Origin of the sequence: Cupriavidus sp. SW-Y-13 (genome assembly GCF_009793345.1) — a bacterium.
Classification (GTDB): domain Bacteria; phylum Pseudomonadota; class Gammaproteobacteria; order Burkholderiales; family Burkholderiaceae; genus Cupriavidus.
Map to the genome: position 1 here is coordinate 1,777,107 of NZ_WHLX01000002.1, position 24,769 is coordinate 1,801,875.

Genomic DNA, 24,769 nt, shown 5'->3' on the forward strand with positions numbered 1-24,769 from the left:
GCGCCAGGCACGGTAACGCCCGTCACCATCGCAGTTGCCTGCAACGTAATACAACCCTACGATAGCGGCCAGATCAGCGGCTCAGTCTTTCCGCTCATAAAAACACCGGTCCCATGCGGCCGGGACACCCGAGACAACACCCGATGTCAGCCACTCCAGGACGCGCCGACGCACGTCCCGACATGCCGCCTTCTCCGCCGCCCCCGAAGCCACCAAAGCCCGCGCCGCTCGCCGGCAATCCCCGCGATTCGATCCGCGCTGCCCTGCTCATTGGCGCCTGTATCGGTCTGGTCTGGCTGGCGGGCAGCGCCGTACATGCGCCGCCCCCGCTGATCTGGGCCGGCGCGCTGGTGCTCTCCACGGTCTGCTGCTGGGCGGTGGGCGTACTGCCCGAACCCACGGCGACGCTGCTGTTCTTTCTCAGCGCAGTGGTGTTCCACATCGCGCCGCCGACGGTGGTCTTTTCCGGATTCACCTCCACGGCATGGTGGCTGATGTTCGGCGGCGCCGTGACCGGGGTGGCGCTGCGCAATACGGGGCTGGCGCTGCGGCTGGCCGACATCATCTTCCACAAGCGCGTGGGCACTTATCCGCAGGTCATCACCACGGTGGCGATCAGCGCAGTGGGGCTGGCGTTCCTGATGCCGTCCACCACGGGACGCGTGCTGCTGCTGATGCCGATCGTGCTGGCGCTGTCAGACAGGCTTGGCTTCGCGCCGGGGTCGAACGGCCGCATCGGCATGGTCATGACCGTGGCGCTGGCCAGCTACATGCCGCCCACCGCGATCCTGCCTGCGAATATTCCGAATAGTGTGCTGCTGGGCGCCGCGAATTCGCTGTATCACATCAACCTCAGCTACGGCAGCTACCTGCTGCTGCATTTCCCGGTACTGGGCGTGCTGAAGACATTCGTGCTGATCTGGATGATCTGCAAGCTGTTCCCCGAGAACGGCCCCATGAAGCCGCAGCCCGCCACGGTGCGTACCGTGATGGGCCCGCAGGAGCGCGTGCTGGCCGTCATCCTGGCGCTGGCCGTGGCCGGGTTCGCCACCGATGCGTGGCACGGCATCTCGCCAGCATGGATCTCTCTGGCCGCGTGCATCATCTGCCTGCTGCCCGGTGTGGGACTGGTGCCGCCGAAGGCGTTGGCGGATGGCGTGCAACTGGTGCCGCTGATCTATGTGGCAGGTTTTCTGGGATTGGGCGCGGTGGTGGAATCGACTGGGCTGGGCAGCGCCATCAGTGCGGGCCTGCTGCATGTGCTCCCGCTGACGCCCGGCCAGACTGCGGCGAATGTCGGCACGATCAGTGCGATGGGTGCCTTGCTGGGAATGCTCTCCACGCTGCCCGCGCTACCTGCCGTGCTGACCCCGCTGGCACGCGATCTGGCATCGGCTACAGGGTTGTCGCTGGAATCGGTACTGATGCTGCAGGTGCCGGTGTTCTCCACCGTGTTCTTCCCGTACCAGTCGCCGCCGATCGTGATTGCGATGCAGTTGGGCGGCGTGGGATTGCGTCACGGCACGCGGCTGTGCCTGGCGATGGCGGGGGTCACGCTGGTGGTGCTGCTGCCGCTGGACTATCTGTGGTGGAAACTGCTGGGCTATCTGCCTTGAACAGGCTGGGCTACCAGTCGAGCTTCTCCAGCACGGCGTCGCGCACCTGGCGCGGCTCGATGACGAGATCGAGCTGGTAGGCCCCGAGCAGCGCCAGCAACTGGGCAACGCTGATGGTCTCGGGATTCAGTTCCATATGGGAAACGCGGCTCTGGCTGATGGCAAGCCGCGTGGCGGCTTCGGCCTGGGTCAGGCCCGCGACCTTGCGCGCGCCCTGGAGCACCAGCCCCAGCTGATCGCTGGTAGTAATCGTGACTCTCGCGGACATCGCAGGCTACCGGGAAGTAAACACCCTGCAATCTATCAATCCCAGTCGGTGATTGCCAAATTCTCCGCAATCGATTTGATCGACATCACCATCATTACCCATGCAATGGGTAGATGGGCGCCGAGTCGTTGCCAAAATCAAACGGTCTTACGAATTCGCGTCGCCGATCAACTCAAATAGTCGCGATAGCGCGCGCGGATTTCATCGACATTGGCCAGCGTACCGGAGAGATGCTTGCGCAGTGCTTCCTCGGCCCGCACCGGATCGCCAGCGGCAATCGCATCGACGATCGCCGTATGGTCGCGCAGCACCGCATGAGCCTTGCCCGGAATCGGCAGGTGCAGGCGGCGGAGTCGGTCCAGGTGGCCGCTCTGGCGGCGTACCAGCGCAAACAAATCGGGCACGGCCGCGGCCTCGTACATCTGGCGATGGAAGTATTGATCGTTGGCCGTGAATTCGGCCAGATCGTCCATCTCCAGCATGTGCTGCTGGCGTGTCACCGTGGCGCGCAGCCGTTCCACCAGCGCCGGGTCGGCGGTAGCGGCCAGCGTCCGGGTGATCTCCAGCTCGATAGAGCGGCGCAGGAAGTGCGCCTGCCGCGCCAGCGCCACGTCGATGCGGCTCACACGCGTGGCGTGCTGCGGAAAGACATCGACCAGCCCTTCTTCGGCCAGCCGCATCAGCGCATCGCGCACCGGTGTCTGGCTGATGCCGTATTGCAGCGCCAGTTCCGGGCGCGACAGCACCGTGCCGGGCGGCAGCACCAACGAAAGTATCTGCTCGCGCATATGTTCGAACACCTGCGGCGCGGCCTGGCGCGTGCGGTCGAACTGGAACTGGGACGGGTTGGGTAGCGTGGCAGCCATCGGATCTGAACTGGAATATTGGGCGCGATTCTAGCCGAAACGCTTCGGGCAATTGCTGCGTTGACGTACTAATACATTAGTGCTTTAATTCCCAAAAACAGTAGTCGTCGTACAACCTCGGGGTTGCGGACGACCGCGATGAAGATTTCACGGTGGAAGAGACAACCATGACGGCACAGAAGAAAACGCCGGATCAGTTGCGCAGCGCGCGCTGGTTCGCCCCGGACGACCTCCGTTCGTCCGGGCATCGCTCCCGGATCATGCAGATGGGCTACGCGCCCGATGAATGGATGGGCAAGCCGCTCATCGCCATCATCAACACGTGGTCCGACATCAACCCGTGCCATTCGCACTTCAGGCAGCGTGTTGAAGATGTGAAGCGCGGCATCCTGCAGGCCGGTGGGTTCCCCGTGGAGCTACCGGCCATTTCTTTGTCCGAAAGCTCGGTCAAGCCGACCACGATGCTCTATCGGAACCTGCTCGCCATCGAGACCGAGGAGCTGATCCGCTCGCACCCCATCGACGGCGCCGTGCTGATGGGGGGCTGCGACAAGACCACGCCGGGCCTGCTGATGGGCGCCACCAGTGCCGGCGTGCCAGCCATCTACGTGCCCGCCGGCCCGATGCTGCGTGGCAACTACAAGGGCCAGGTACTGGGCTCCGGCTCCGACGCGTGGAAGTTCTGGGACGAGCGCCGCGCCGGCAATATCAGCAAGACCGAGTGGATCGGCATCGAAGGTGGCATCGCCCGCAGCCACGGCACTTGCATGACGATGGGCACGGCCAGCACGATGACCGCGATTGCCGAAACCATCGGCATGACGCTGCCCGGCGCGTCGTCGATTCCCGCTGCCGATGCCAACCATATCCGCATGTGTTCCGAGGCTGGCCGCCGCGTCGTCGGCATGGTGTGGGAAGACCTCACGCCCGCGCGCATCCAGACCCGCGCATCGTTCCTGAACGCGATTGCCGTCGCCATGGCGATGGGCTGCTCCACCAACGCCATCATCCACGTCATTGCCATGGCGCGTCGTGCAGGCCACGACATCGGCCTGGACGACTTCGATCGTGCGAGCCGCCATGTGCCTGTGATCGCCAACATCCGGCCCAGCGGCGACAAGTACCTGATGGAAGATTTCTTCTACGCAGGCGGCCTGCCCGCGCTGATGACGCGCATCCGCGACAAGCTCGATCTCGATGCGCCCACGGTCACGGGCCGCACGCTGGGCGAAAACATCGCCGGGGCCGAGGTCCACAACGACGACGTGATCCGCACTTGCGAGAACGCGCTTTATCAGGAAGGCGCGCTGGCCGTCCTGCGCGGCAACATCGCGCCCGATGGCTGCGTGATCAAGCCCAGCGCCTGCGAGAAGCGCTTCTTCAAACATACGGGTCCGGCACTCGTCTTCGACGACTATCCGTCGATGAAGGCCGCCGTCGAAAACGAAGATCTCGACGTCACCGCCGACCACATCCTGATCCTGCGCAACGCCGGTCCGCAGGGCGGCCCCGGCATGCCGGAATGGGGCATGTTGCCGATCCCGAAGAAACTCGTGAAACAGGGCGTGCGCGACATGTTGCGCATGTCCGATGCGCGCATGAGCGGCACCAGCTATGGCGCCTGCATCCTGCACGTGGCACCCGAAGCGTACGTCGGCGGCCCGTTCGCGCTGGTGCGCACGGGTGACCTGATTTCAGTCGATATCGACCAGCGCTGCATCCATCTGGAAGTCTCCGACGAGGAACTGGCCGCGCGCCGCGCCGCATGGCTGCCGCTGCCTCCGCGCTATGCGCGCGGATACGGCTACATGTTCTCGAAACATGTGCGCCAGGCCAACGACGGCTGCGATTTCGATTTCCTGCAAACCGATTTTGGCGACGCCGTGGGCGAGCCGAGCATCTACTGAACCCGAGGCCCCACCATGACCGAACTCAGCACTGCCTTGCGCGATGCATTGAAGACCGTCAGCACCGCCACGCTCTGTACTGCACTGTTCAAGCGCGGCCTGCGCAACCAGTTCATCCAGGACGTGCGTCCGCTGCAATCGAACCCCGGCACGATGGTCGGCCCGGCTTTCACGCTGCGCTACATCCCCGCACGCGAGGACCTGAACCCGATCACGGTGTTCCAGGACCCGAACCATCCGCAACGGCAAGCCATCGAGCAATGTCCGAGCGGCGCGGTGCTGGTGATCGACAGCCGCAAGGATGCACGCGCAGCCTCCGCCGGATCGATCCTCGTCACGCGGCTCATGCAGCGCGGCGGCGCGGGCATCGTCACCGATGGCGGCTTCCGCGACTCTCCGGAAATCGCGCAGATGGCGATGCCCGCGTATCACCATCGGCCTTCGGCACCCACCAATCTCACGCTGCATCAGGCGCTGGAGTTCAACGTACCGATTGGCTGCGGTGATGTGGCCGTGTTCCCCGGCGATGTGGTCGTGGGCGACGCCGAAGGCATCGTCGTGATCCCGCGCCACATGGCCGAGGAAATCGCCGCCGAGGCCGTGGAGATGACGGCCTTCGAGGATTTCGTGACCGAGGAAGTCCAGAAGGGCCGCTCGATCATCGGGCTGTATCCGCCGACGACGGAGAAGGCGAGGGAGGATTTTGCAGGGTGGAGGAAGAGTAAGGGGCGGTGAGTTTTCAAACCCTCGTTGTTTTCTCCCCTCTCCCGCGCAGTGGGAGAGGGGCGGGGGAGAGGGCCGGCAGTGCAAATTGCGACGTTTCGGCAAGCAGAACCTCGATGCCCTCTCCCCCAACCCCTCTCCCGCAACGCGGGAGAGGGGAGCCACCCAAAAAAGCAGTGCACACATCAGCAGGAGACACCATGACCCATACCCCCCGCGCCCTCGCCGCCATTGCCGTCGCCGCCTTCACCCTGACCGCTCACGCCCAGGGCGAATGGCCGACCAAGCCCGTCACCATCATCGTTCCGTTCACGCCCGGTGGCGGCACCGATATCGGCACACGTCTCGTGGCGCAGCGGTTGTCGCAGTTGTGGGGCCAGCCGGTGGTCGTGGACAACCGTCCCGGTGCCGCCGGCAACGTGGGACTTGAGTTGACCGCACGCGCCAAGCCGGATGGCTACACGCTGGTGGCCGGCAACGTGGGAACGCAATCGATCAACCCGTTCCTCTACAAGAAGCTCAACTACAAGCCGGACAGCTTCGTGCCCGTCACGATGATGGCCGAGTTGCCGTTTGCGCTGGTAGTGACGCCGGGCCTGCCCGCCAAGACGCCGAAGGAACTCGTGGCGCTGGCCAAGGCCAAGCCGGGCAAGCTCACGTTCGCGAGTTCGGGCACGGGTGGATCGCCGCACCTCTCGGGCGAGATCTTCAAGGCCGCCACCGGCACCGACATGCTGCACGTCCCATACAAGGGCGGCGGCGCGGCGATGACGGACCTGATGGCCGGCAACGTCGACATGCTGTTCGCCTCGATCCTCGAAACCACGGGTCATGTGAAGTCCGGCAAGCTGCGCGCGCTGGCCGTGACGGGCACGGTGCGCTCGCCATCGATGCCTGACGTGCCCACGCTGGCCGAAGCCGGCATCCAGAACGCCGAGTCGGGATCGTGGGTCGGACTGCTCGCGCCGGCCGGCACCCCGAAGGACATCGTCGACAAGATCGCCACCGATGTGAAGAAAGTGGTGGCGATACCCGAAGTGAAAAAGCAACTGGTGGATCAGGGCGCCATTCCGGTGGGCAGCACGCCGCAGGAATTTGCGCAGACCATCGCCAACGACCGCAAGCGCTACGCAAGGATCATCGCGGATAATCACCTGAGCGCGGACTGACACGCGCCCGCCCTCCCGGAACAAGATAGGACTCTTCTCGCATGAAACCACGCCTCCTGCAGCACGGCCGGCTCCCCGAACAGACCGAAGCCCGCCTGGCCGAGCAATTCGATGTGCATCCGTTCTGGGCCGAAAGCGACCCAGCCGCCTACCTCGCACAACACGGCGGCGAGTTCGTGGCGATGACTACGCGCGCCGCTATCGGCGTGGACGCAAAGATGCTGGGCGCCCTGCCCAACCTGCGCGTGATCTCCAGCTTCGGCGTGGGCCTGGACAAGCTCGACCTCGACACTGCCCGCGCACGCGGCATCGCCGTGGGCTACACGCCCGACGTGCTCAACGACTGCGTGGCCGATACCGCCTTTGCGCTGCTGATGGACGCCGCGCGCCAGGTCAGCGCCGCGGATCGCTTCGTGCGTCGCGGCGACTGGCTCAAGGGTGCGTATCCGCTGACCACACGCGTCAGCGGCAAGCGGCTTGGCATCGTCGGCATGGGCCGTATCGGCCGGGTTATCGCCAAGCGGTCGCACGGCTTCGATATGGACGTGCGGTACTTCGGCCGCAAGGCGCAGGAAGGGGTGCCGTATGGTTTCGAACCCTCGCTGGAAGCGCTGGCGAAGTGGGCCGACTTCCTTGTCATCGCCGCATCGGGCGGGCCGGAAACGCGTCATATGGTGTCGGCCGGCGTGCTGGAGGCACTGGGTCCACAAGGCTACCTGATCAACATCGCGCGCGGCACGGTGGTGGATGAAGCGACGCTGATCGATGCCCTGACGAACAAGCGTATTGCAGGCGCCGGACTCGACGTGTTCGAGGACGAGCCGCGCGTGCCCGAAGCACTGTTCGGTCTCGACAACGTCGTGCTGCTGCCGCACGTTGCCAGCGGCACGCACGAAACGCGCGCTGCCATGGCAGGACTGGTCTTCGACAATCTGCAGAGCTTCTTCGCCACGGGTGCCGTGCTGAAATCCGCAGTCTGAGGCTGACAAAGCGTAGCCGGCCCGACACAGTGCCGAAACACTGCGTACGGCCACCAGCGCTACACTGGGCATCCCCTTTCCTCACCGGAACGCGCGATGCCCGCAAACCCTGCGCGGCCGCCCTCCGTGTCACGTCGCCGGCACCTGCTGGCCATGGGACTCGGGGGCGCCGCCCTCGCCACGCTGTCCCGCACGGCGCCGGCGCAAGCTCCCGCTGAACCCTCCCCTTCCGCTTCCGCTTTGCCGCTGCCGCTGACGGCCCAGACCACGGAAGGCCCGTACTACTTCGATGCCGGCAAGGTGCGACAGGACATCACCGAAGGCCAGCCCGGCGTACCGCTCGAGATCCGCTTTGCCGTGGTCGATGCAGCCGGCCGCCCGCTTGCCGGCAAGCGCGTGGACCTGTGGCATTGCAACGCGGCTGGCGTGTACTCGGGCTACGCCGGCCAGACCGACGATCACGACCAGCGGGTATCGACCAAAGGCCAGACCTTCCTGCGCGGCAGCCAACCCGTGGATGCAACCGGCACCGCCGTCTTCCACACGATCTATCCAGGCTGGTATGAAGGCCGGGCCACGCATCTCCACATGAAGGTGCTCGATGGCAGCCGGGCCATGCTGACCACGCAGTGCTTCCTGCCGGACGCACTCAGCGAGTACTTGTACACGCAGCTATCCGCCTATCGCCGCAAGCGCGTGCGGCAGACGCTGAACAGCAACGACGGCATCGCCCTGCAGGCGGGAGACACCACCCTGGGCGCGGTGCGCGAAGCCAACGGACGCTATATCGCCACGCTGACGCTGGTGGTGGACCCTTCGGCGACGTCGAAGGCGGAGCGGTTTCCGGGGCCGGGCGCGATGATGGGCGGCCCGCCTCCGGGGCCACCGCCCGATCATGGCAAGCTGGTTGCGCTGGAGGGTGAAGCGCGGGTGGCGGCGATTGTGCCGGGGGTGAAGCTGTAGATACGCTTCCTCTGGATTTCCCCCGATTCTTCTTCCATCTCCCGCCTGTGTTTGCTCCCCTCTCCCGCAAGGCGGGAGAGGGGAGCGCATATCGACCGGCGCGGGTTTTCCGATACGCTTCGTTCGATCCCCTCCGTTCGCCACCCCACCGAACTCTTCGCCGAGGCGATATCGGGCGTAAAACAATCGACTTACCCTGTGGGCGATGCTTGCGCGCATTGCTGGAGGCGTGTCGTCCGGAAATACCAGAAAATGCGACAAATCGCAGACATGATCAGCATTTGTTAGCTATGCTCCACGGAGCGTACAGGTAGAGCCAGCCTGACTGGCCTCAACACATCGGGTTAGGACGGCGCCATGATCGTCATGGGCGCCGCGTGCGGCGCAGTCTCCTGAGGGCTCCTGATGCAGCGCAGCTGGTTCCTGGTGGTGACGATCGTGCTTGCCATGCTCGCCACACTATTCCCGGTGGGGATCGGCGTATTCATGGCTCAACTGGAAGCCAATCGCCGCGAATCCGAGCAGTTAAGCGTCTTTGCCGACGCCGCGGTCGGCCGTGCCGAAGCGGTCATGACCCAGGCGCAGAATGCACTGCTCGATCTCGAATCCCTGCGGGACGAACCGTGCTCGCCGGCGCAGCTCGTCGAGATGCGGCGCATCACCTATACCTATCGCCATATTCAGGACGCCGGCATCTATCGCGGCGGCAAGCGCCTGTGTTCCGCACTGCTGGGGCCGATCCAGGCCGATCAGTTGTCCCTTCCCCCGCCCGACTGGCGCACGCGTGACAACCTCGATTTCTGGTTCGACCAGCCCAACCCGTTCGCCGCGCCCCGCCGCACGCTGCTGATCGGACGCAACGGCAACTACGTGGCCATCGATCCGCAGAATTTTGTCGATGTAGTGGATCGCGAGGCACGCATGCTGGCCGTGGTGAATACCGATGCCGGCCGCATCTTCGCCGTTTCCCAGGGCGCGAGCCTGGCCCGATTGCAGCGCGCCTATGCAGACCACGCCTATGGGTCGGGTGGCGAAACCCAGCGCGATGACGACGCCTCGCTGGTACTGCGCCGCTCGCGCACCATGCCGCTGGCCGTGGTGGTGCTGGTGCCGCGCGCCGCGCTGCTCGCCAACTGGAAGGCGCTGCTCGCCGGCGGACTGCTGGTGGGATTGGCTGCGGGCGTGCCGCTCGGCATCCTGGTATGGCGCCGTGCCACGCGCCGCTTCAGCCTGGAAGGCGAACTGCGCGGCGCCGTGCGGCGGCACGAAATGGCCGTCCACTATCAGCCCATCGTATCGCTGGCAACCAATCATTGCGTTGGCGTGGAGGCACTCGTGCGATGGCGCCGACAGGGCCGGCTCGTGCGTCCCAACCTGTTTATCCCGATGGCGGAGAACGCCGGCTTGATCCAGCAGATCACCGATCAGGTGCTCGATATCGTGCTGGCCGAACTCGGCACATTGCTGCGCCGACACCCGTCGTTCTATGTGTCGATCAATGTCGGCGTGGAAGACCTCAAGAGCCGCCGCTTCCTGGGCGTGCTCGCCAACCGCTTGCGTGGTACCGGCATCGCACCGGACCAGATCCGTATCGAAGCCACGGAACGCGGATTCCTCGAACCCGACGTGGCGCGCGACACCATCCAGGCATTCCGCGATGCCGGCCACCCGGTCTATATCGACGATTTCGGCACGGGCTACTCCAGCCTGTCCTACCTGCAGAGCTTCAAGGTCGATGCACTGAAGATCGACAAGTCGTTCGTCGACACCATCGGACAGGAAGCCGCTTCCAGCGCCGTGGCACCGCACATCATCGCCATGGCACAGTCACTGGGACTCCAGATCGTGGCCGAAGGCATCGAAGACAGCGCCCAGGCCGACTTCCTGCGCGAGCAAGGCGTGGACTACGGACAGGGCTGGCTGTTCGGACGGCCGGTGCCTGCTGTGGAACTGGCGCAACTGCTGGCTCGGACGGCGCCGTTGGCGGCTTGAGTACGACATGGCAATATCGAATCGTCCCGCAGCACTAGAATCTCCTGTCAAACAAAACAAATCCGGAGACCCCACCATGTCCCTGCCCGCCCTCTTCCTGACCGCTGCCGGCGTTGGCCTGGCCGTTGCCGCGCCCGTTGGTCCGATGGGCATGCTTTGCATCCGCCGCACACTGACTGACGGCCCACGCGCCGGGCTGTCGATTGGGCTGGGCATTGCCTGCGGGGATGCGGTGTACGGGTTGGTGGCGGCGCTGGGATTGGTGGGCGTGTCGCAGTTCATGCTGGCCTACGACAAGCCGCTGCATCTGGCGGCCGGGTTGTTCCTGCTCTACCTGGGCCTGCGCACGTTCTTCCAGACGCCGACCGATCAGGTGGCGTCGCTACGTGGCAATGGCACCGGCCTGCGCGCGTTTGCCAGCGCCTGCCTGCTGACGTTGACGAATCCCCAGACCATCATCATGTTCGCGGCGCTGTTCGCCACGCTGGCGCCGCGCGGGCCGTTCTCCACCTCGATTGCGATGACGACCGTGCTCGGCGTGTTCTGCGGATCGGTGGCGTGGTGGTGCGTGTTGGTGGCGATGGTTACCGGCGCGCGCCATGCGCTGGGCACGCGGCTGCGCCAGTGGATCGACCGCGTGGCCGGGCTGGCACTAGCCGCGTTCGGACTCGCGGAGATTCGCCGCGCCCTGTAGTTCGCGCGATCAGCCGCGCGGCGATAGGCGACGTTACTCGGCCTTGGCGCCCGAGTCCTTGGCCACCTTGGTCCACTTCGTCGTTTCGGTCTTGATAAAGCCGGCGAGCTGCGGCGGTGTCATGTCGCCAGCGGTCACACCCTGCTCGTCGAACCGTTTCTGCACATCGGCCTGCTTCAGCACCTTGCCCAGTTCCGCGCTCATGCGCTGGCGCACCGCCTCGGGCGTGTTACGCGGTGCCATCAGTGCGTACCACGTGGTGACCTCGTAGCCTGGCACACCGTTCTCGGCTACGGTCGGCACGCCCGGATAGGCCGCAGATCGTTTGGCCGTGGTCACGGCCAGTGCCTTGACCTTGCCGCTTTTCACGTGCGGATTGGCCGATGGGCTGGTCTCGATGGCCATCTGGATCTGGCCGGCGATCAGGTCGGTCATCATCGGCGCGCCGCCCTTGTACGGTACATGCGCGATATCGGTGCCGGTGGCCGCGCGGAACAGTTCACCCGACAAATGCTCGGTGCTGCCGATGCCGGCCGAACCATAGTTGACCTGACCGGGATGGGCCTTGATGTAGGCGATCAACTCAGGCACCGTCTTCGCAGGAATCGACGGATTCACGAGCAGCACGTTGGGCGTCAGCGCCACCATGCCGATAGGTTCGAGATCTTTCTGAAAATCGTACGGCAGCGTCTTGTAAATGCCCGGTGCCATGGTGTGCGCCACGGTGGCCAGCAGGAACGTATAGCCATCCGGCGCGGCCCGCGCGACAAGTGCACCGCCGATGGTGCCACCGGCGCCCGGACGGTTGTCCACCACTACGGGCTGGCCCAGCGCTTCACCCAGCCGCTGTCCTACCGCGCGGCCGATGATGTCCGTGGTGCCGCCCGAGGCGAACGGCACGACGAGCGTGATCGGCTTGGACGGCCAGGCATCGGCAGCCAGTGCCGGGACAGAAAAGGAAAAGGAAGCACCGGCCAGCGCCATGAGCGCTGTCAGCGCGCGGCGCCTCGATTGGCATGGGGTCATGCGAGTCTCCTGGGGATCATTGGAATAAGAATTCCCGGACTCTACGAAACCCGCGCCATGTGAACCAGTACCCTCCTGGCGGACGGTCTTCAGTTTTCGTGAAGACTAGCGCCCGGCCAGCGCCCTGCGGTCACCAGTTCGCGCGCCACCTGCCCCAGCACGCCGCGCGCCGCGAGGCCCGCTGGCGACAGCTCGTCGTCGGACGGACTCACCAGCAGGTTCGTGCGGCTCACGCCCACATCCTCGATTTCGATCATCGAAAGCGGATCGCCGATGTGGCGCGCCACAGCCGCACCCGGCTGTATCGTGGCGCCCAGTCCTGCGCGCACGGCATCCATCAGCACCGCCAGGCCATCGATCTCGGCAACCACATTGAGCGGCTCGGCGTTGCCTGCCGACGCGGCGTCGAGCACCGCGCGCAGGCCGTGTCCACGGCTGGGCAGAATCAGAGGGAGATTGCCGATGGCATCGAGCCGCATTGTCAGCGCCGCCGGCAACCCGGGCTGGTCCGGACGCGCGATGACAAACAGGCGTTCGTCGAGCAACGGCACCGCGCTCCAGCGCTGGCCGGGTTCGAGCCTGAACAACACCGCCAGGTCGAGCTGCCGCGCGCCGATCATCGATGCCAATCCGCCGGAGAGACTCTCGACGAGATGCAGCCGGATATCGGGATAGCGCTCGCGCATCGCCACCATGAACGAGGGCCCAAGCACTGCCAGCGTGGTGGGCGCCATGCCCACGCTGACATGACCCGACAACCGCGCGGTACGCGCTGCCTGCGCCGCATCGTCGGCATGGCGCAGCGCCAGTTGCGCCTGGCGCCAGAAGGCCAGGCCAGCATCGGTGGGCACTACGCCCGTGGAAGTCCGCTGCAGCAGCCGCGTGGACAACTCACTTTCCAGCCGGCTGATCTGCTGGCTCAGCGCGGATGTGACCACGCCCAGCCGCTGCGCCGCCTGCCCCATGCTGCCCAGTTCCACCACGTGCACGAAATAGCGCAGTTGCCGCAGTTCCATATGTCTTCCCCATCACCGATGGCCGATATTGTGCCTTCCGATGCTGCCACGCAGTGCGCATCGTGATTCGCGAAAAGCTGACCGGGTAATCTTCAGGTTGACCCGTGGTCCATCATGGATGACGATGTGGAGGTCGTTCTCCGCCTCCGGGCCAGCGTGCTTCCCACGCCGCCTGATGGAAGTTCTTCCATGCGCCCGGTGAAGCATTTTTCGACGCGCGTACGCCCCCAAGCTTGCAGCCTTTCACTCACTGGTAGGTTCACCGGAGCTTCTCGCATGCCAAGCAATTCCACGCAATCTTTCCCGGCCTTCCCTGGCTGGCCGATGGCCCCGTTCGCGTTCCCTCAGTTTGCGCAGTTTCCGCAAGTGCCTCAGTTCACGGCACCGTTGGCCGCATCCCTCACGCCGTTCAACCCCTTCGTGCCGTTCGACAACACGGTCATGAACAGCTGGTTCAAGTTCGTGGGGCTCAATACCGACTTTGCGAAGTCCATGACCGAGGAGGCACAGTTCGACTGGGCGTCGCTCTTTGTGCCGCAAGACCCCGAAGACCTTTATGCCCGGCAATTGACCAACCAGATTCCGTTCCTGTCGATTCCGCTGCACTACGCCACATCGATGATGGAACTTGGCGCGGCCACGCAACGGGCCTGGGTGGATGCCTGGGGTCACTTGCTCAACCTGCCGGCGCTGTCCGTGGGAACCGAGACGCCGGAAAACGGTGTCGAAGACGTGGCGGCTGCAAACGTTCGCGAGACGCCCAGGTCACGCAAAGAGCGGCCGCATTGAGCCAGCGGGCGGGCGCGACAGGGACTATCCTTAATGGATACTGCAAAGACAGCCGTCAAGGCTTGCCTCAAGCCGCTCGCCCGACAAAGCAATGTGGGCGCAGTCGGGCGGCTTCCTGAATCGCGCCCCATCTGGCGAGGCTTTCATGAGCAAGACCATCCTATCCAGCCTGATTGTTGCAGCGGCGGCCGTGGCACTGGCCCCCTTGGCCCAGGCGCAGACCAAGCAGTACGATCCTTACAGCCAGGGCGCCCGCTCCGGCAAGGCCGATCCCTATACCGACGGTGCCAAGGCAGGCAAGTTCGATCCGTACACCGACGGTGCCAAGTCCACCACGCGCACCGACCTTGCACCGACCGCAAAGGCTGACCCGTACACGGACGGTGCCAGGGGCAAGCCCGACCCGTACACCGACGGCGCGAAGATCGGCAAGCCCGATCCGTACACCGATGGCGCGAAGTCCGACAAGTACAACCCGTACACGGACGGTGCCAAGTCCAGCAAGTAACCTTCACGCAGATCACCGCAGTTGGCATTGCAATACCTGTGCGCTCAGGCGCGCGGGTATTGTGCTTTCTATCGGCGTCTCGCTTCAGGCGGCAGTGCGCACGAGCTTGAGCGCATTCTGCAGCGCCACGTCCACGGCATCCGCCGACGCATATCCAGTCACCACCTGGTAGAGCTTCTTGCCGTCCCGGAGCGCCAGCGTCGGGAAGCTGCCCACACCCCAGAGCCGTGCGGTGCGGAAATCGACGGCGGTTTCCTCGATGGCAGCCTGCGTCTTCCATTCGTCGAGAAATGCCACGGCATCGATCTTGTGCGACTGTTGCACCAGGGCTTTCGTCGCCACGTCAGCCAGGACGCGGCCATTCGTGGTATCCAGCCCATCCACATAGAACGCATGCTGGAGCGCGCGGAACACCGCGAGCAAGTCCGCATCGGGCGCGAGCCTGCGCGCCGTCACCACCGCCCGACAGATGGGCTCGGTGTCGTAGACAAAGCCTTCGCGCGCCATCAAGGCATCGCGATTGAACGGCAGGCCGCTGGCCTGTTCCACGCGCGTCCAGTGCTGCAGCCGGAAGCGCTTGCCCGCATCATCGAGAACATCAGTGGCGCCGGCACGGATGCCGCCCACGACGATGCGCATCGGGAGTTCGGGGTGCCGCTGCTGCAGCGTGGTCAGTTCCTTGCCAAATCCATAGCACCAGGAGCACATCGGATCGCCGATATAGATCAGTTCCATCATTCACCTCATGTGGGAGACGGTCATCGGCGCCATAGGCGTTCGGTGACGCGTTTAACTACAATGTCCGGAATTCGACCTCCGAATTCTGGCGACCTCGTGCCGGACATTGAAGGACGCACCGCCAACAACAGTCATTACACGGTGTCAATAAACCATGAAGCGCCAATTCGACGACCTGCAGCTTGGCAGCATCGAACTGTTCTGCCTGGCTGCAGAACTCAGCAGCTTTACCGCAGCAGCCGTGGCCGCCGGCGTGACGCCTGCCGCGGTGAGCCGCAGCGTGTCTCGCCTGGAGGAACGGCTCAACGTGCGCCTGTTCGTGCGTACCACGCGCCAGATCCGCCTGACCGAAGAAGGCCGCGCGTATTTCGAGCAAAGCCGGACAGCCCTTGCGCAACTGGTAGAGGCCGAGCGCCAGATCAGTGGCCAGCATGCAACCCCAGCCGGGCGCCTGCGGATCAGCTTGCCCACGCCTTATGCCCACTATCGCGTGCTGCCCGTTCTTCCCGCATTCCGCGAGCGCTATCCCGAAGTGGAAATCGACGTCCACATCAGCAACCGGAACGTGGACTTTGCCGATGACACCTATGACCTGGCCGTACGAGGCCGCGCGCCCGACGATTCCGCGCTGATCGCGCGCAAGCTGGAAGATGCGGAACTGGTTCTGGTGGCCACGCCAGGTTATCTGAAGCGCTACGGCACGCCGCAATCCCTGGATGATCTGCAGGCGCACGAATGCATCCAGTTCGAGCGGCCCAGCAGCGGCCGGCGCATTCCGTGGACGTTCCGGCAGGACGGCGAAGACGTGGACATCGTGACCACAGGCGCCTACGCCGCCTCCGAAGATGTACTGGGCGGCGCCACGCTCGCGCGGGCTGGTGCAGGGCTGTTCCAGACGTATCGCTTTGTCCTGGAGGAAGACCTGCGCAGCGGCGCGCTCGTGGAAATCCTGCAACAGCACGGCGGCACGTCACGGCCCTTCATGCTGCTGTATCCCCACGCGCGACACATGTCGAGCCGCGTGCGGGCACTGGTGGATTTCCTCGTCGAGAAGTTCGCCGACTGAAGCTCACTGGTCGACGTTCACTTGCTGCGCGGATCGTCGTCGGCATGCACGTATTCGATGCCGAGCGGTCCGTTACCGCTGACCTGCGTGACGTAAGCGCCCGACCGTGCCCAGTGAAAATGGGGGGTGCCGCCCGGCAATACGACCACGCTGCCCGGCGGATAGGCCACCAGCCGCTGCGGATCGAATTCATCGCCAATGCCGATGTAGAACACACCGGAGATCACGGTATAGATCCGATCCTCGGGGTGCACGTGCGGGAGCAGCTTCACGCCACCCGGCACACTCACACGCACCACGTATGGTCCCGAAACCGCCGGATCACCCACGAGCACCGCAAGCTGCGCGCGCTTGGGGAAAGCCGGGAAACTCGACCACTTGATGTCCTCCTGCAGGATCGATCCATTGGCCTTCGGAGAGAGTCCCGCAGCGCTCGCGGTGCCAGCACCGAGCATCGCTGCAATCAGGCCAATCGAAAGGCCAAGTCGTCTTGTCGTCGTGTTCATCGCTGCGTTCTCCATCGTTGTCGGCCAATCAGTCATCGACCAATCAGTACGCACGAAATATAGGAGCGGTCGGCACGGCGATAAACAGGTGTGCCGGAACTTCAATTGATACACGGCGGAACAAGCGGTTCTGCGGCGGCTTCTCGCGGTGTTCGGGCCCATCACTACAGAGCGATACAAACACCCCCTGCACGCGGAACATGTTGGACACATGCGCTCACTATCGTCCCGCTACCGAGTCGGCGCATCGCCAGGCTCCACGCAAAAAAGGACTCCGAACATGGCACATCCCATCTCCAGGCCCGGTCTTGATCGCTCCGCACAGCGCACCGCGTTCAGCGCGGCCGCGTGCGCACTGATGCTTTCCCTCGCGTCGCTGTCAGCGATGGCGCAAGCTACCCCGGCACCTGTCGACAAGACTGGCACCACGGCCACCGAGCGCCTGCGTGGCGAGGACACGTCGATTCGTCCTTTCGCCTATCACGCGTCGGACAAGGAACTGGCCGACCTCCGCCAGCGCATCGCCGCCACGAAGTGGCCCAGCCGCGAACTCGTGAAGGACGGCACGCAGGGCGTGCAATTGCAGACGATGCAGAAGCTCGCGCAGTACTGGTCCACGGACTATGACTGGCGCAAGTTCGAAGCACGCCTCAACCAGTATCCGCAGTTCGTGACGAAGATCGATGGCGTCGACATCCATTTCATCCACGTGCGTTCGCGCAACAAGAACGCGTTGCCGGTCGTCATCACACACGGCTGGCCTGGCTCGATCGTGGAGCAGTTGAAGCTGATCGATCCACTGACGAATCCCACGGCGCACGGTGGCAACGCGGCGGATTCCTTCGACGTCGTGATCCCGTCCTTGCCGGGCTACGGTTTCTCCGGCAAGCCGGAAGAACTGGGCTGGGATCCGGCCCGCATCGCGCGGACCTGGAACGTCCTGATGAAGCGCCTGGGTTATACCCGCTATGTGGCACAGGGCGGTGACTGGGGCGATGCCGTGACCGAGCAGATGGCGGTACAGGCGCCGCCGGAACTGATCGGCATCCATACGACGATGCCTGGTGCGGTGCCGCCGCAGATCGAGAAGTCGTTGCAGGCCGGTGCGCCCGCCCCTGCCGGCCTCACGGCCGACGAGAAGCGCGCGTATGGGCAACTCGATTTCTTCTACAAGCACGGGCTGGCCTATGCACAGGAGATGACGAACCGGCCGCAGACGCTGTATGCCATCGACGATTCGCCGGTCGGGCTGGCCGCGTGGATGCTCGATCACGATGCGCGCAGCTATGAACTGATCGCACGCGTGTTCGCCGGCCAGCGGGAAGGACTGACGCGCGACGATGTGCTGGACAACGTCACGCTGTACTGGCTGACCAACACCGGCGTGTCTTCGGCGCGACTCTACTGGGAGAACAAGTTCGCGTTCTTTGCGCCGAAGGGCATCAAGATCCCGGTGGCAGTGAGCGCCTTCCCCGACGAGCTGTACCAGGCACCGAAGAGCTGGGTGCAGCAGGCGTTTCCCAATCTGCTGCACTATGGCCGGCTGGAGAAAGGCGGTCACTTCGCAGCGTGGGAACAGCCCGAAGTGCTCAGCGACGAGTTGAGGAAATCGTTCCGCTCGTTGCGCTGATACGCCGAACGGGGGCCACCGGTCAGCGTCGGACCGGCGCCCCCGCCTTGAGCCACGGCAGAAAACCATGCAGGAAGCGCGTTGCGGCCGGCATGAAGTAGCTGCCGTGGTGGTAGCAGGGGTCGAGCGTCGAGACGATGCGGCGCCCCGGTCCACTCACAGCGTCGTCATAAAGGATCGAACGTCCATCCACGGTATTCACGACCGATATCGCACCCGATGGTGTGACAAGGTCGCCATGCCTGTGCCATGTGGCATCGGCCAGAACCAGCCGGGCATACAGGCCGTGGGTTTCATCGCCCACGCGCAGACCGGAGTCCGCATCGGGTTCTAGCCACCACCAGAAGTTCGTCTCGCCGGGACGCCACTCCACATTGTCCAGCCACAGTTCGGGTCGGGTTTCGCCAAGCGCCACCACCAGCTTTCCCGCTGCGAGAAAATCCGCGATCATCTGCCGCGCCGCGATCAGGTCCAAAGGGTTCTGCCGGCTGGCCACGTACAGGCAGTCCACCTCCGAGAGATCGGCACGCACCAGATCCGGCGCATGGATGTTGACATCGAAGATCCCGCTGAAGGCCGGATCATTGAACGTTGCATGGTGGTAATACGTGCCACCGTCCACGAATGCGATGCGCATGACCTACTCCTCTTCCTTGCCAAGCACTGCCGGTGCGCCGGCCTCGATCCAGTCAAGAAGCTGCGGTGCGATGCGCGCGGCGCTGGTCTGATCCGCCGCGTACATCCAGCAACTGTTGCCGCCGTGCATGAAGATTTGTCCACCGCGCGGGCGTTGCCACACCCAGTCCAGCGGCGACCCATCGCGCTGCAGGCGATGCAGCACCACGGCATCGCGCGGCGCAGGATTGGCGCCGCGCCCATAGAAGCCCGCCACGCCGCGCCGGAAGCTCAGGTCGTCGCGGGACACGCCGTCAAACACAGGATGCGGATGTACGCGCTCGACGATCAGGTCCTTGACGCCCCGGCCCGCCGCCACGCGGAATGGCTCCAGTTCGTCGAAGATCGGATAGACCAGATGGCCGTTGAACACCACGGTGCCCCCGGCATCGAGATGGGCGCGCAGCGCGGCGCGATGGTGCATCATGGCGCGCTGGTCGATGTGTGCCTCGATCAGGATGGCCGTGCGCTCGCGGAAATCCTCGGCGGATAGCTCGCGCAAAGAGCGCGACGCCATGGCGCGCGATTTCAACAGCCCAAGGAACGCAGGCATCTCGTGTGAGACGGCGCGGATATGCAGGACGTTATGCGTCACGATGACTCCAGTTTCTCCACTGTGGAATGCGAAAACACCGGCACTGCCGTGCCGGCGCGGGGAAGCGCGTCCAGTCTCACGCGGCGTACCGGCACGCGATACAAGCGCGACAACGCGGCTTCATCCATGATGCGGTCGGGTGCCCCCGAGGCATGCTGGCCATCGGCGAACAGCAGCACGGCATGGCTGGCGAATTCCAGTGCGTGCTGTGGCGCATGCGTACTGAACATGATGGTGATGCCGGTGGCAGCCAGTTCCGCCAGCAAACGCAATGTCAGTGACTGGTTGTGCCAGTCCATGGCAGCACAGGGTTCATCGAGCAGCAGCACATCGGCCTCCGCTGCCAACGCGCGTGCCAGCACGATCAACTGGCGTTCACCACCCGATAGCGAGAGAAAGGCGCGATCGGCCAGATGCCCGGCTTCGACACGTTCCAGCGCGGCACGGGCAGCGGCATAGTCTGCGCGCCCCGGTGCACGCAGCATCGAGATGCCCCCGGCGCGGCCCAGCAGCACCATTTCCAGCGCGCCGATGGGCAAGGCGGGATGCACTTCCTGCGGCACAAATCCCATGCGCCCCGTCGGGTGTACTTGTCCCGCAGCCGGTGCAAGATGTCCCGCAAGAATCTTGAGAAGCGTCGATTTACCCGCGCCATTCGCGCCCATCAGCGCACACAAGGCGCCACGCGGAAGCTGCAGCGAGAAATCACTGAGCACGGAGCGCGCGCCATAGCGATGACCAATGCCACTGCACTGCAAGGCGATCTCAGTCATGCGCACTCCTTCCCAGCCGACGAATCAGGAATGCGAACAATGGCGCACCGAACAGCGCAGTGAGCGCGCCCAGCGGAATCTCCATTTGCGTGAGCGTGCGCGCCAGCGTATCGACCAGTACGAGGTAGGCGGCGCCGGCCAGCACGGTATTGACCAGAAAGCGTCGATGATCACCACCGCAACTCATGCGCACCAGATGCGGCACCACCAGCCCCACCCAGCCCACCACGCCACACACGGCCACGCTCGACGCCGCAATGACGCCAACGGCCAGCAGCGCCAGCACGCGCACACGGCGGACCGGCACCCCGAGGCTGCGCGCATCGGCCTCGCCCACGGCCAGCGCCATCAGGTGGAAGCGCATGCCATACAACAGCAACAGGCTCAGGCCGATGCATGGCAATGTGAGCCAAAGCCGGGGATAGTCCGCGGCAGCCAGGCTGCCCATCAGCCAGAAGACGATGGCCGGTAGCTGGTTCTGCGGATCGGCCATCACCTTGATCAGCGAGACACCCGACGCAAACACCGCATTGACCACGATGCCGGCCAGTACCAGCAACACCGTGCCGCCGCCTTCGCCCTTGCGCGCACCGGCGAGCCAGTACACCGCGAGCAGCGACAGCAAACCCCAGAGCAGCGCACCGGTGACAACAGGCCAGCCATCGCCCAGCCACAGCAACGCGAGCACGCCACCAAACGCTGCGCCGGACGATACGCCCAGCAATTGCGGCTCGGCCAGCGGGTTGCGAAACAGCGCCTGTAGCGCCGCGCCCGCGCCCGCCAACCCCGCGCCGACCACGGCAGCCAGCAAGACGCGCGGCAGGCGCACGCCCTGCACCACGTTCTGCTGCAAGGGACTCCAGTCGCCTTCACCCAGCAGCGGCGCGGCAAGGATGCGCAGCACCGTACCCGGTGCAATGGCATAGCGGCCTGCAGCCATCGCCAGCACGACGATGACCGGAAGCGCGACGGCCAGAATCAGCGTGGAAGGTGTGAAGCGAAACAAACGATGAGATAACGACCGAACCATCACCGCTTCACCTCGTTGCCGAACAGCGCACGGTAATGCGCACTGTCGCCATTGATGCCGAGCTTGAGCAGTTCATCGGTATCACGCTCGCTCAACGTGTAGCCGTAAAGCATGCGATAGGCTTCGCTCACGCGCACCCTGAAACCCGGCACGGCGCGTTGCGGATGGAACACGCTGGACAACCAGTCCAGTGTCAGCGGCGTCTCCTGGCTGGGCGGGTCCCAGCGGAAACCGCCGTGCGGATAGCTGTAGATGCGCCTGTCACGCACTGCTGCCAAGCCTTGCAATCGCGGATCGCGATAGAGATCGGCGGGTGCGAGTCCCGGCTCGAAATTGTTCAGCAGCACGATCTGTGGATTCCAGGCCAGCAACTGCTCGGCATCGATCTGCGCGAAGCCGGGCACGCCGGCCGCGACATTGATGCCACCGGACAGGCGGATATCGCCATCCATGCTCGTGCCCTTGCCCGCCGCGCGCAAACCCGAACGCGCGCGCTGCAGGTAGACCACACGGGGCCGCTCCGCATCGGGGATGGAAGCCGCGCGCTTGCCAGTGGCCGCTCGGCTCGCCTCGAACCACTGTGCAAGGGTTTCGCCGCGCCCGGTCTTGCCCAGCGCTGCGCCTACCAATCGCAGCCAACCCGCGGCCAGACTGCTATCGCCATAACGCAACGTCACCACGGGCAGGCCGAGGCCGCGGATTGGACGCACGATATCGTCGCCACGATCCCCCCACTGGATCACCAAGTCTGCACGTGTGGCAGCGAGTGCCTCCACATTCGGCACGAAGCCTTCGCCCGACACCTGCGTGGGCAACCGCGCCGCCTCGGGGAACATGCGTCCCAGCATGCCGAGTTCGAAGTCCGCGCGGCTGGCACCGTGCATGCCTGCGAGACGCGCCGCGCTACCATCCACCGCCATGACCATCGAGGCAATCGGAATCGGAATGACGGCCACGCGCTCGACACGTTCCGGAATCGATACGGTGCGGCCCATCTGGTCCACGACGCTGCCCGCGTGGGTGTTCGACATCGCACCCAGCAGCAACGTCGGCGATACGAACAAGCATCCGAGCGAGCGCATCAATACGTCCCCACCAGCTTGAGCACCACGGACCGTCCCGGCTCCACCAGCGGATTGCCCACCAGCGTGTTCGGATACGACAGGTTCTCCGTCACCGTGGGATTGCGGCCCACCTTGTTGAACACGTTCTCCACACCAGCCAGCAGCTTCCAGTCGCGCCATTCGCTACCGAGCAGGCGATCCACATCCATGCCGAAGAACAGATCGACCATCGTGTAGCCAGCGGTACGTCGCTCTTGCGTCGGGTCGATGTTGCGCTTGGCCTGGAAGGCGCGGATCACGCCTTCACCATGCCAGCCCTTGCCGTCGTAGCGCAGCGAGGCATTGGCGGTCAGTGGCGCCACGTATGGCAGCGGCTCGCCATTGATATCGTTCCGCGCATGCGTATAGGTGGCAGAGAGCCCCGCACTCCACTGTTGCGTGATGCGCGCGCGCCCTTCCAGTTCGACACCGCGGATCGTGGCTTTGCCCAGGTTCTGCCGCTGGAACAAGTTGGGTCCCACGCGACGCGGTGTGATCAGGTCCGTGTACTTGCTCTGGTAAGCGGTCAACCGAGACCAGCTACGACGGCCATACCAGCGCAACCCCATCTCGGCGGTCAGGTTGGTCTCGGGCGAAAGATCGGGCGATGGCAGCATGGGCTGCGTGCCCGCGATGCTGGCAATCGTCAGGTTCATGCCCGATGGCGCGCGAAAGCCCCGGCTCAAATTGCCCACCACTTGCCATGCGGGCGCGAACTGGTAGATCGCACCAATGCCACCGGTTACCGCGTAGTGGCGCGGCGAAGTCTTGCCTTCGTATGCCCGTGTGAGCGCGGGAGCTTCGTTGGGAATCGCGTCGCCGATGCGCACATCCACGATGTCGCCGCGCAGCGATCCGGACAGCGTCCAGTTCTCGCCAACGTGCCAGTTGTCGTGGATGAACAGGCCCACATTGGTCTGGTCCGCGCCGCGCTCCATCTGCCGCCAGCCGGTGCTGCCGATCAATGCGCCCGTGCTGTTGCGGTAGCGCTGCACATTGTTGACGCGGCCATCGAAGCTCTCGTTGAAGAAGTCGCCGCCGAAACTCAACGAATGGCTGCCAAGCCGCTTCATTGCCGTGACGTGGCCGCCCCAGACCGTGGGCGTGTAGACCTTGATGTGGTTGTACACCGTCACCGCAGGCGACCTGCTGTTGCGTTGATAGATATCGGTATCGAAATCGCGCACGTAGACGCTGGCGTCGAGGCTGTCGATCCACGTGGCGACACGGCGTCCTTCATAGGCCAGCCGCACATAGCGTTCGATGATCGGGTCTTCGCGCACGCTCAGGTACGGTTCGCCCGGCGCCGCGCCCAGGCCGCCTGCCCGCTTGCTGACCACACGCTGGTAGCGCCCGGACAACTCCCAGCGCGAATCGGCGCTTGGTGAGAAGCCCACCGCCATATCCGCACCCGTCGCATTGAACCCGCTATTCAGCGCATCGCCGATGGGGGTGGAGTAATCGCCCGCGTCGCGATGATTGATGCCGAGCATGACGTCGAAGCCCTTGCCGCCGCCAAGCAGTTCGGCACGCCCGCCCACCATGTTGTTGACACTGTTCCACTCCACGGCGCGGATCTTCGGCTTCAGCGAAAACGGTTGATCCCGTTCGACCTTGGCACGGCGCGTCACGATGTTGACCACGCCTGCCATGGCATCGGAGCCATAGATCGACGACGCCGGTCCCCGGATGACCTCGATGCGCTCCACCGAGTTGGGATCGATCATGTTGTATTCGAGCGTGCTGCGGCCCCGGTAACGGTCGCCGTCGATGGCCATGATCGAGCGGCCGGAGTTGGTGTTGAAGCCGCGCATCACCAACTGCCCACCGAGTCCGCCCGTGCGCGCAAAGGCGAGGCCGGGCACATCGGCCAGCATTCCCTGGATGCCGCCGCTGCCTACGCGATCCTGGATCTCCTCGCCGGAGATGACCGTCACCGCGCGCGGCGTTTCCTCGATGGAATCGGCCGTGCGCGTCGCGCTCACGGTCACGCCCTGCAATTCATGAACATTGCCATCCTCCGCCGCCGCGCTCACGCACGGCCAGCCCAGCGCCAGGACACTGCCTGCACCGCAGGCTACAAAATGACGTAACACATTGACCTCCCCGAGGGTGGTCCTCTTGTCAGAGGCCCAC

24 protein-coding genes are annotated in these 24,769 nt (G+C 64.6%); 12 read left to right on the forward strand and 12 right to left on the reverse strand.

Annotation, left to right across the window (positions count from 1 at the left end; all coding sequences use genetic code 11):
• Positions 1–143: 143 nt before the first annotated feature.
• Positions 144–1,616, forward strand: coding sequence for an SLC13 family permease (locus tag GA566_RS23480; RefSeq protein ID WP_160474162.1), 1,473 nt, complete (start codon positions 144–146; stop codon positions 1,614–1,616).
• A 10-nt stretch (positions 1,617–1,626) separates the two neighbouring features.
• Here the strand turns inward: GA566_RS23480 and GA566_RS23485 are convergent, their stop codons facing one another.
• Both GA566_RS23485 and GA566_RS23490 read right to left on the reverse strand, forming a co-directional pair.
• Positions 1,627–1,884 carry a helix-turn-helix domain-containing protein gene (locus GA566_RS23485; RefSeq protein ID WP_137927388.1) on the reverse strand — a complete coding sequence of 86 codons (258 nt, stop codon included), beginning with the start codon at positions 1,882–1,884 and terminating at the stop codon, positions 1,627–1,629.
• A 167-nt stretch (positions 1,885–2,051) separates the two neighbouring features.
• A complete protein-coding gene (locus GA566_RS23490; RefSeq protein WP_160474163.1) occupies positions 2,052–2,750 on the reverse strand; it encodes a GntR family transcriptional regulator in 699 nt (232 codons plus the stop codon).
• Positions 2,751–2,917: 167 nt separating this feature from the next.
• Here GA566_RS23490 and araD point away from each other — a divergent pair, with 167 nt between their 5' ends.
• The 7 genes from araD to GA566_RS23525 all read left to right on the forward strand — a co-directional run bounded on the left by araD (position 2,918) and on the right by GA566_RS23525 (position 11,178).
• Entirely contained in the window at positions 2,918–4,657 is a 1,740-nt protein-coding gene (araD, locus tag GA566_RS23495; protein ID WP_160474164.1) for an L-arabinonate dehydratase, read from the forward strand.
• A gap of 15 nt (positions 4,658–4,672) precedes the next feature.
• Positions 4,673–5,392, forward strand: a complete 720-nt coding sequence (locus GA566_RS23500) for a ribonuclease activity regulator RraA (protein ID WP_160474165.1) — start codon at positions 4,673–4,675, stop codon at positions 5,390–5,392.
• Between the two features lie 188 nt (positions 5,393–5,580).
• Positions 5,581–6,549: a tripartite tricarboxylate transporter substrate binding protein gene (locus GA566_RS23505; protein ID WP_160474166.1), complete on the forward strand. Its 969-nt coding sequence runs from the start codon at positions 5,581–5,583 to the stop codon at positions 6,547–6,549.
• Positions 6,550–6,590: 41 nt separating this feature from the next.
• On the forward strand, positions 6,591–7,529 hold the full coding sequence (locus tag GA566_RS23510) for a 2-hydroxyacid dehydrogenase (RefSeq protein ID WP_160474167.1): 939 nt from the start codon (positions 6,591–6,593) through the stop codon (positions 7,527–7,529).
• Positions 7,530–7,625: 96 nt separating this feature from the next.
• Positions 7,626–8,492 (forward strand): intradiol ring-cleavage dioxygenase, encoded by an 867-nt coding sequence (locus tag GA566_RS23515; protein ID WP_160474168.1) that lies wholly within the window; start codon positions 7,626–7,628, stop codon positions 8,490–8,492.
• A 405-nt stretch (positions 8,493–8,897) separates the two neighbouring features.
• Entirely contained in the window at positions 8,898–10,484 is a 1,587-nt protein-coding gene (locus GA566_RS23520; RefSeq protein WP_160474169.1) for an EAL domain-containing protein, read from the forward strand.
• Between the two features lie 76 nt (positions 10,485–10,560).
• Positions 10,561–11,178: a LysE family translocator gene (locus GA566_RS23525; RefSeq protein WP_160474170.1), complete on the forward strand. Its 618-nt coding sequence runs from the start codon at positions 10,561–10,563 to the stop codon at positions 11,176–11,178.
• A 33-nt stretch (positions 11,179–11,211) separates the two neighbouring features.
• Here the strand turns inward: GA566_RS23525 and GA566_RS23530 are convergent, their stop codons facing one another.
• Complete coding sequence (locus GA566_RS23530; protein ID WP_160474171.1) at positions 11,212–12,204, reverse strand: tripartite tricarboxylate transporter substrate binding protein; 993 nt, start codon at positions 12,202–12,204, stop codon at positions 11,212–11,214.
• Positions 12,205–12,293: 89 nt separating this feature from the next.
• On the reverse strand, positions 12,294–13,220 hold the full coding sequence (locus GA566_RS23535; protein ID WP_160474172.1) for a LysR substrate-binding domain-containing protein: 927 nt from the start codon (positions 13,218–13,220) through the stop codon (positions 12,294–12,296).
• Between the two features lie 276 nt (positions 13,221–13,496).
• Between GA566_RS23535 and GA566_RS23540 the strand changes: the two genes are divergently transcribed.
• Both GA566_RS23540 and GA566_RS23545 read left to right on the forward strand, forming a co-directional pair.
• Entirely contained in the window at positions 13,497–14,009 is a 513-nt protein-coding gene (locus GA566_RS23540) for a hypothetical protein (RefSeq protein WP_160474173.1), read from the forward strand.
• 145 nt (positions 14,010–14,154) lie between these two features.
• Positions 14,155–14,517 carry a hypothetical protein gene (locus GA566_RS23545; RefSeq protein ID WP_160474174.1) on the forward strand — a complete coding sequence of 121 codons (363 nt, stop codon included), beginning with the start codon at positions 14,155–14,157 and terminating at the stop codon, positions 14,515–14,517.
• Positions 14,518–14,601: 84 nt separating this feature from the next.
• Here GA566_RS23545 and GA566_RS23550 read toward each other — a convergent pair whose 3' ends face one another.
• Positions 14,602–15,255, reverse strand: a complete 654-nt coding sequence (locus tag GA566_RS23550) for a DsbA family protein (RefSeq protein WP_346813567.1) — start codon at positions 15,253–15,255, stop codon at positions 14,602–14,604.
• Positions 15,256–15,409: 154 nt separating this feature from the next.
• Between GA566_RS23550 and GA566_RS23555 the strand changes: the two genes are divergently transcribed.
• Positions 15,410–16,321: a LysR family transcriptional regulator gene (locus GA566_RS23555; protein WP_160474175.1), complete on the forward strand. Its 912-nt coding sequence runs from the start codon at positions 15,410–15,412 to the stop codon at positions 16,319–16,321.
• A gap of 17 nt (positions 16,322–16,338) precedes the next feature.
• On the opposite strand, the gene GA566_RS23560 is transcribed toward GA566_RS23555, so the two are convergent.
• Entirely contained in the window at positions 16,339–16,827 is a 489-nt protein-coding gene (locus GA566_RS23560) for a cupin domain-containing protein (RefSeq protein WP_202126857.1), read from the reverse strand.
• 280 nt (positions 16,828–17,107) lie between these two features.
• Here GA566_RS23560 and GA566_RS23565 point away from each other — a divergent pair, with 280 nt between their 5' ends.
• On the forward strand, positions 17,108–18,457 hold the full coding sequence (locus GA566_RS23565; RefSeq protein ID WP_237380603.1) for an epoxide hydrolase family protein: 1,350 nt from the start codon (positions 17,108–17,110) through the stop codon (positions 18,455–18,457).
• 22 nt (positions 18,458–18,479) lie between these two features.
• On the opposite strand, the gene GA566_RS23570 is transcribed toward GA566_RS23565, so the two are convergent.
• From GA566_RS23570 to GA566_RS23595, 6 genes are read right to left on the reverse strand one after another with little or no spacing between them, the layout of a single operon-like run.
• Positions 18,480–19,094: a hypothetical protein gene (locus GA566_RS23570; RefSeq protein WP_160474176.1), complete on the reverse strand. Its 615-nt coding sequence runs from the start codon at positions 19,092–19,094 to the stop codon at positions 18,480–18,482.
• A gap of 3 nt (positions 19,095–19,097) precedes the next feature.
• Complete coding sequence (locus tag GA566_RS23575) at positions 19,098–19,727, reverse strand: hypothetical protein (protein ID WP_160474177.1); 630 nt, start codon at positions 19,725–19,727, stop codon at positions 19,098–19,100.
• Entirely contained in the window at positions 19,724–20,500 is a 777-nt protein-coding gene (locus GA566_RS23580; RefSeq protein WP_137927373.1) for an ABC transporter ATP-binding protein, read from the reverse strand. The genes GA566_RS23575 and GA566_RS23580 overlap by 4 nt, the downstream gene beginning before the upstream one ends.
• Entirely contained in the window at positions 20,493–21,530 is a 1,038-nt protein-coding gene (locus GA566_RS23585; RefSeq protein WP_160474178.1) for an iron ABC transporter permease, read from the reverse strand. The genes GA566_RS23580 and GA566_RS23585 overlap by 8 nt, the downstream gene beginning before the upstream one ends.
• Positions 21,530–22,612 (reverse strand): ABC transporter substrate-binding protein, encoded by a 1,083-nt coding sequence (locus tag GA566_RS23590; RefSeq protein ID WP_160474179.1) that lies wholly within the window; start codon positions 22,610–22,612, stop codon positions 21,530–21,532. Before GA566_RS23590 ends, GA566_RS23585 begins: the two co-directional genes overlap by 1 nt.
• Positions 22,612–24,729 carry a TonB-dependent receptor gene (locus GA566_RS23595; protein WP_160474180.1) on the reverse strand — a complete coding sequence of 706 codons (2,118 nt, stop codon included), beginning with the start codon at positions 24,727–24,729 and terminating at the stop codon, positions 22,612–22,614. The genes GA566_RS23590 and GA566_RS23595 overlap by 1 nt, the downstream gene beginning before the upstream one ends.
• Positions 24,730–24,769 lie beyond the last annotated feature (40 nt).

Bases quoted from the DNA above. Each gene is read 5' to 3' on its own strand.
- GA566_RS23480 (WP_160474162.1), top strand. From the start codon at position 144: ATGTCAGCCACTCCAGGACGCGCCGACGCACGTCCCGACATGCCGCCT.
- GA566_RS23485 (WP_137927388.1), bottom strand. From the start codon at position 1,884: ATGTCCGCGAGAGTCACGATTACTACCAGCGATCAGCTGGGGCTGGTG.
- GA566_RS23490 (WP_160474163.1), bottom strand. From the start codon at position 2,750: ATGGCTGCCACGCTACCCAACCCGTCCCAGTTCCAGTTCGACCGCACG.
- araD (WP_160474164.1), top strand. From the start codon at position 2,918: ATGACGGCACAGAAGAAAACGCCGGATCAGTTGCGCAGCGCGCGCTGG.
- GA566_RS23500 (WP_160474165.1), top strand. From the start codon at position 4,673: ATGACCGAACTCAGCACTGCCTTGCGCGATGCATTGAAGACCGTCAGC.
- GA566_RS23505 (WP_160474166.1), top strand. From the start codon at position 5,581: ATGACCCATACCCCCCGCGCCCTCGCCGCCATTGCCGTCGCCGCCTTC.
- GA566_RS23510 (WP_160474167.1), top strand. From the start codon at position 6,591: ATGAAACCACGCCTCCTGCAGCACGGCCGGCTCCCCGAACAGACCGAA.
- GA566_RS23515 (WP_160474168.1), top strand. From the start codon at position 7,626: ATGCCCGCAAACCCTGCGCGGCCGCCCTCCGTGTCACGTCGCCGGCAC.
- GA566_RS23520 (WP_160474169.1), top strand. From the start codon at position 8,898: ATGCAGCGCAGCTGGTTCCTGGTGGTGACGATCGTGCTTGCCATGCTC.
- GA566_RS23525 (WP_160474170.1), top strand. From the start codon at position 10,561: ATGTCCCTGCCCGCCCTCTTCCTGACCGCTGCCGGCGTTGGCCTGGCC.
- GA566_RS23530 (WP_160474171.1), bottom strand. From the start codon at position 12,204: ATGACCCCATGCCAATCGAGGCGCCGCGCGCTGACAGCGCTCATGGCG.
- GA566_RS23535 (WP_160474172.1), bottom strand. From the start codon at position 13,220: ATGGAACTGCGGCAACTGCGCTATTTCGTGCACGTGGTGGAACTGGGC.
- GA566_RS23540 (WP_160474173.1), top strand. From the start codon at position 13,497: ATGCCAAGCAATTCCACGCAATCTTTCCCGGCCTTCCCTGGCTGGCCG.
- GA566_RS23545 (WP_160474174.1), top strand. From the start codon at position 14,155: ATGAGCAAGACCATCCTATCCAGCCTGATTGTTGCAGCGGCGGCCGTG.
- GA566_RS23550 (WP_346813567.1), bottom strand. From the start codon at position 15,255: ATGATGGAACTGATCTATATCGGCGATCCGATGTGCTCCTGGTGCTAT.
- GA566_RS23555 (WP_160474175.1), top strand. From the start codon at position 15,410: ATGAAGCGCCAATTCGACGACCTGCAGCTTGGCAGCATCGAACTGTTC.
- GA566_RS23560 (WP_202126857.1), bottom strand. From the start codon at position 16,827: ATGAACACGACGACAAGACGACTTGGCCTTTCGATTGGCCTGATTGCA.
- GA566_RS23565 (WP_237380603.1), top strand. From the start codon at position 17,108: ATGGCACATCCCATCTCCAGGCCCGGTCTTGATCGCTCCGCACAGCGC.
- GA566_RS23570 (WP_160474176.1), bottom strand. From the start codon at position 19,094: ATGCGCATCGCATTCGTGGACGGTGGCACGTATTACCACCATGCAACG.
- GA566_RS23580 (WP_137927373.1), bottom strand. From the start codon at position 20,500: ATGACTGAGATCGCCTTGCAGTGCAGTGGCATTGGTCATCGCTATGGC.
- GA566_RS23585 (WP_160474178.1), bottom strand. From the start codon at position 21,530: ATGGTTCGGTCGTTATCTCATCGTTTGTTTCGCTTCACACCTTCCACG.
- GA566_RS23590 (WP_160474179.1), bottom strand. From the start codon at position 22,612: ATGCGCTCGCTCGGATGCTTGTTCGTATCGCCGACGTTGCTGCTGGGT.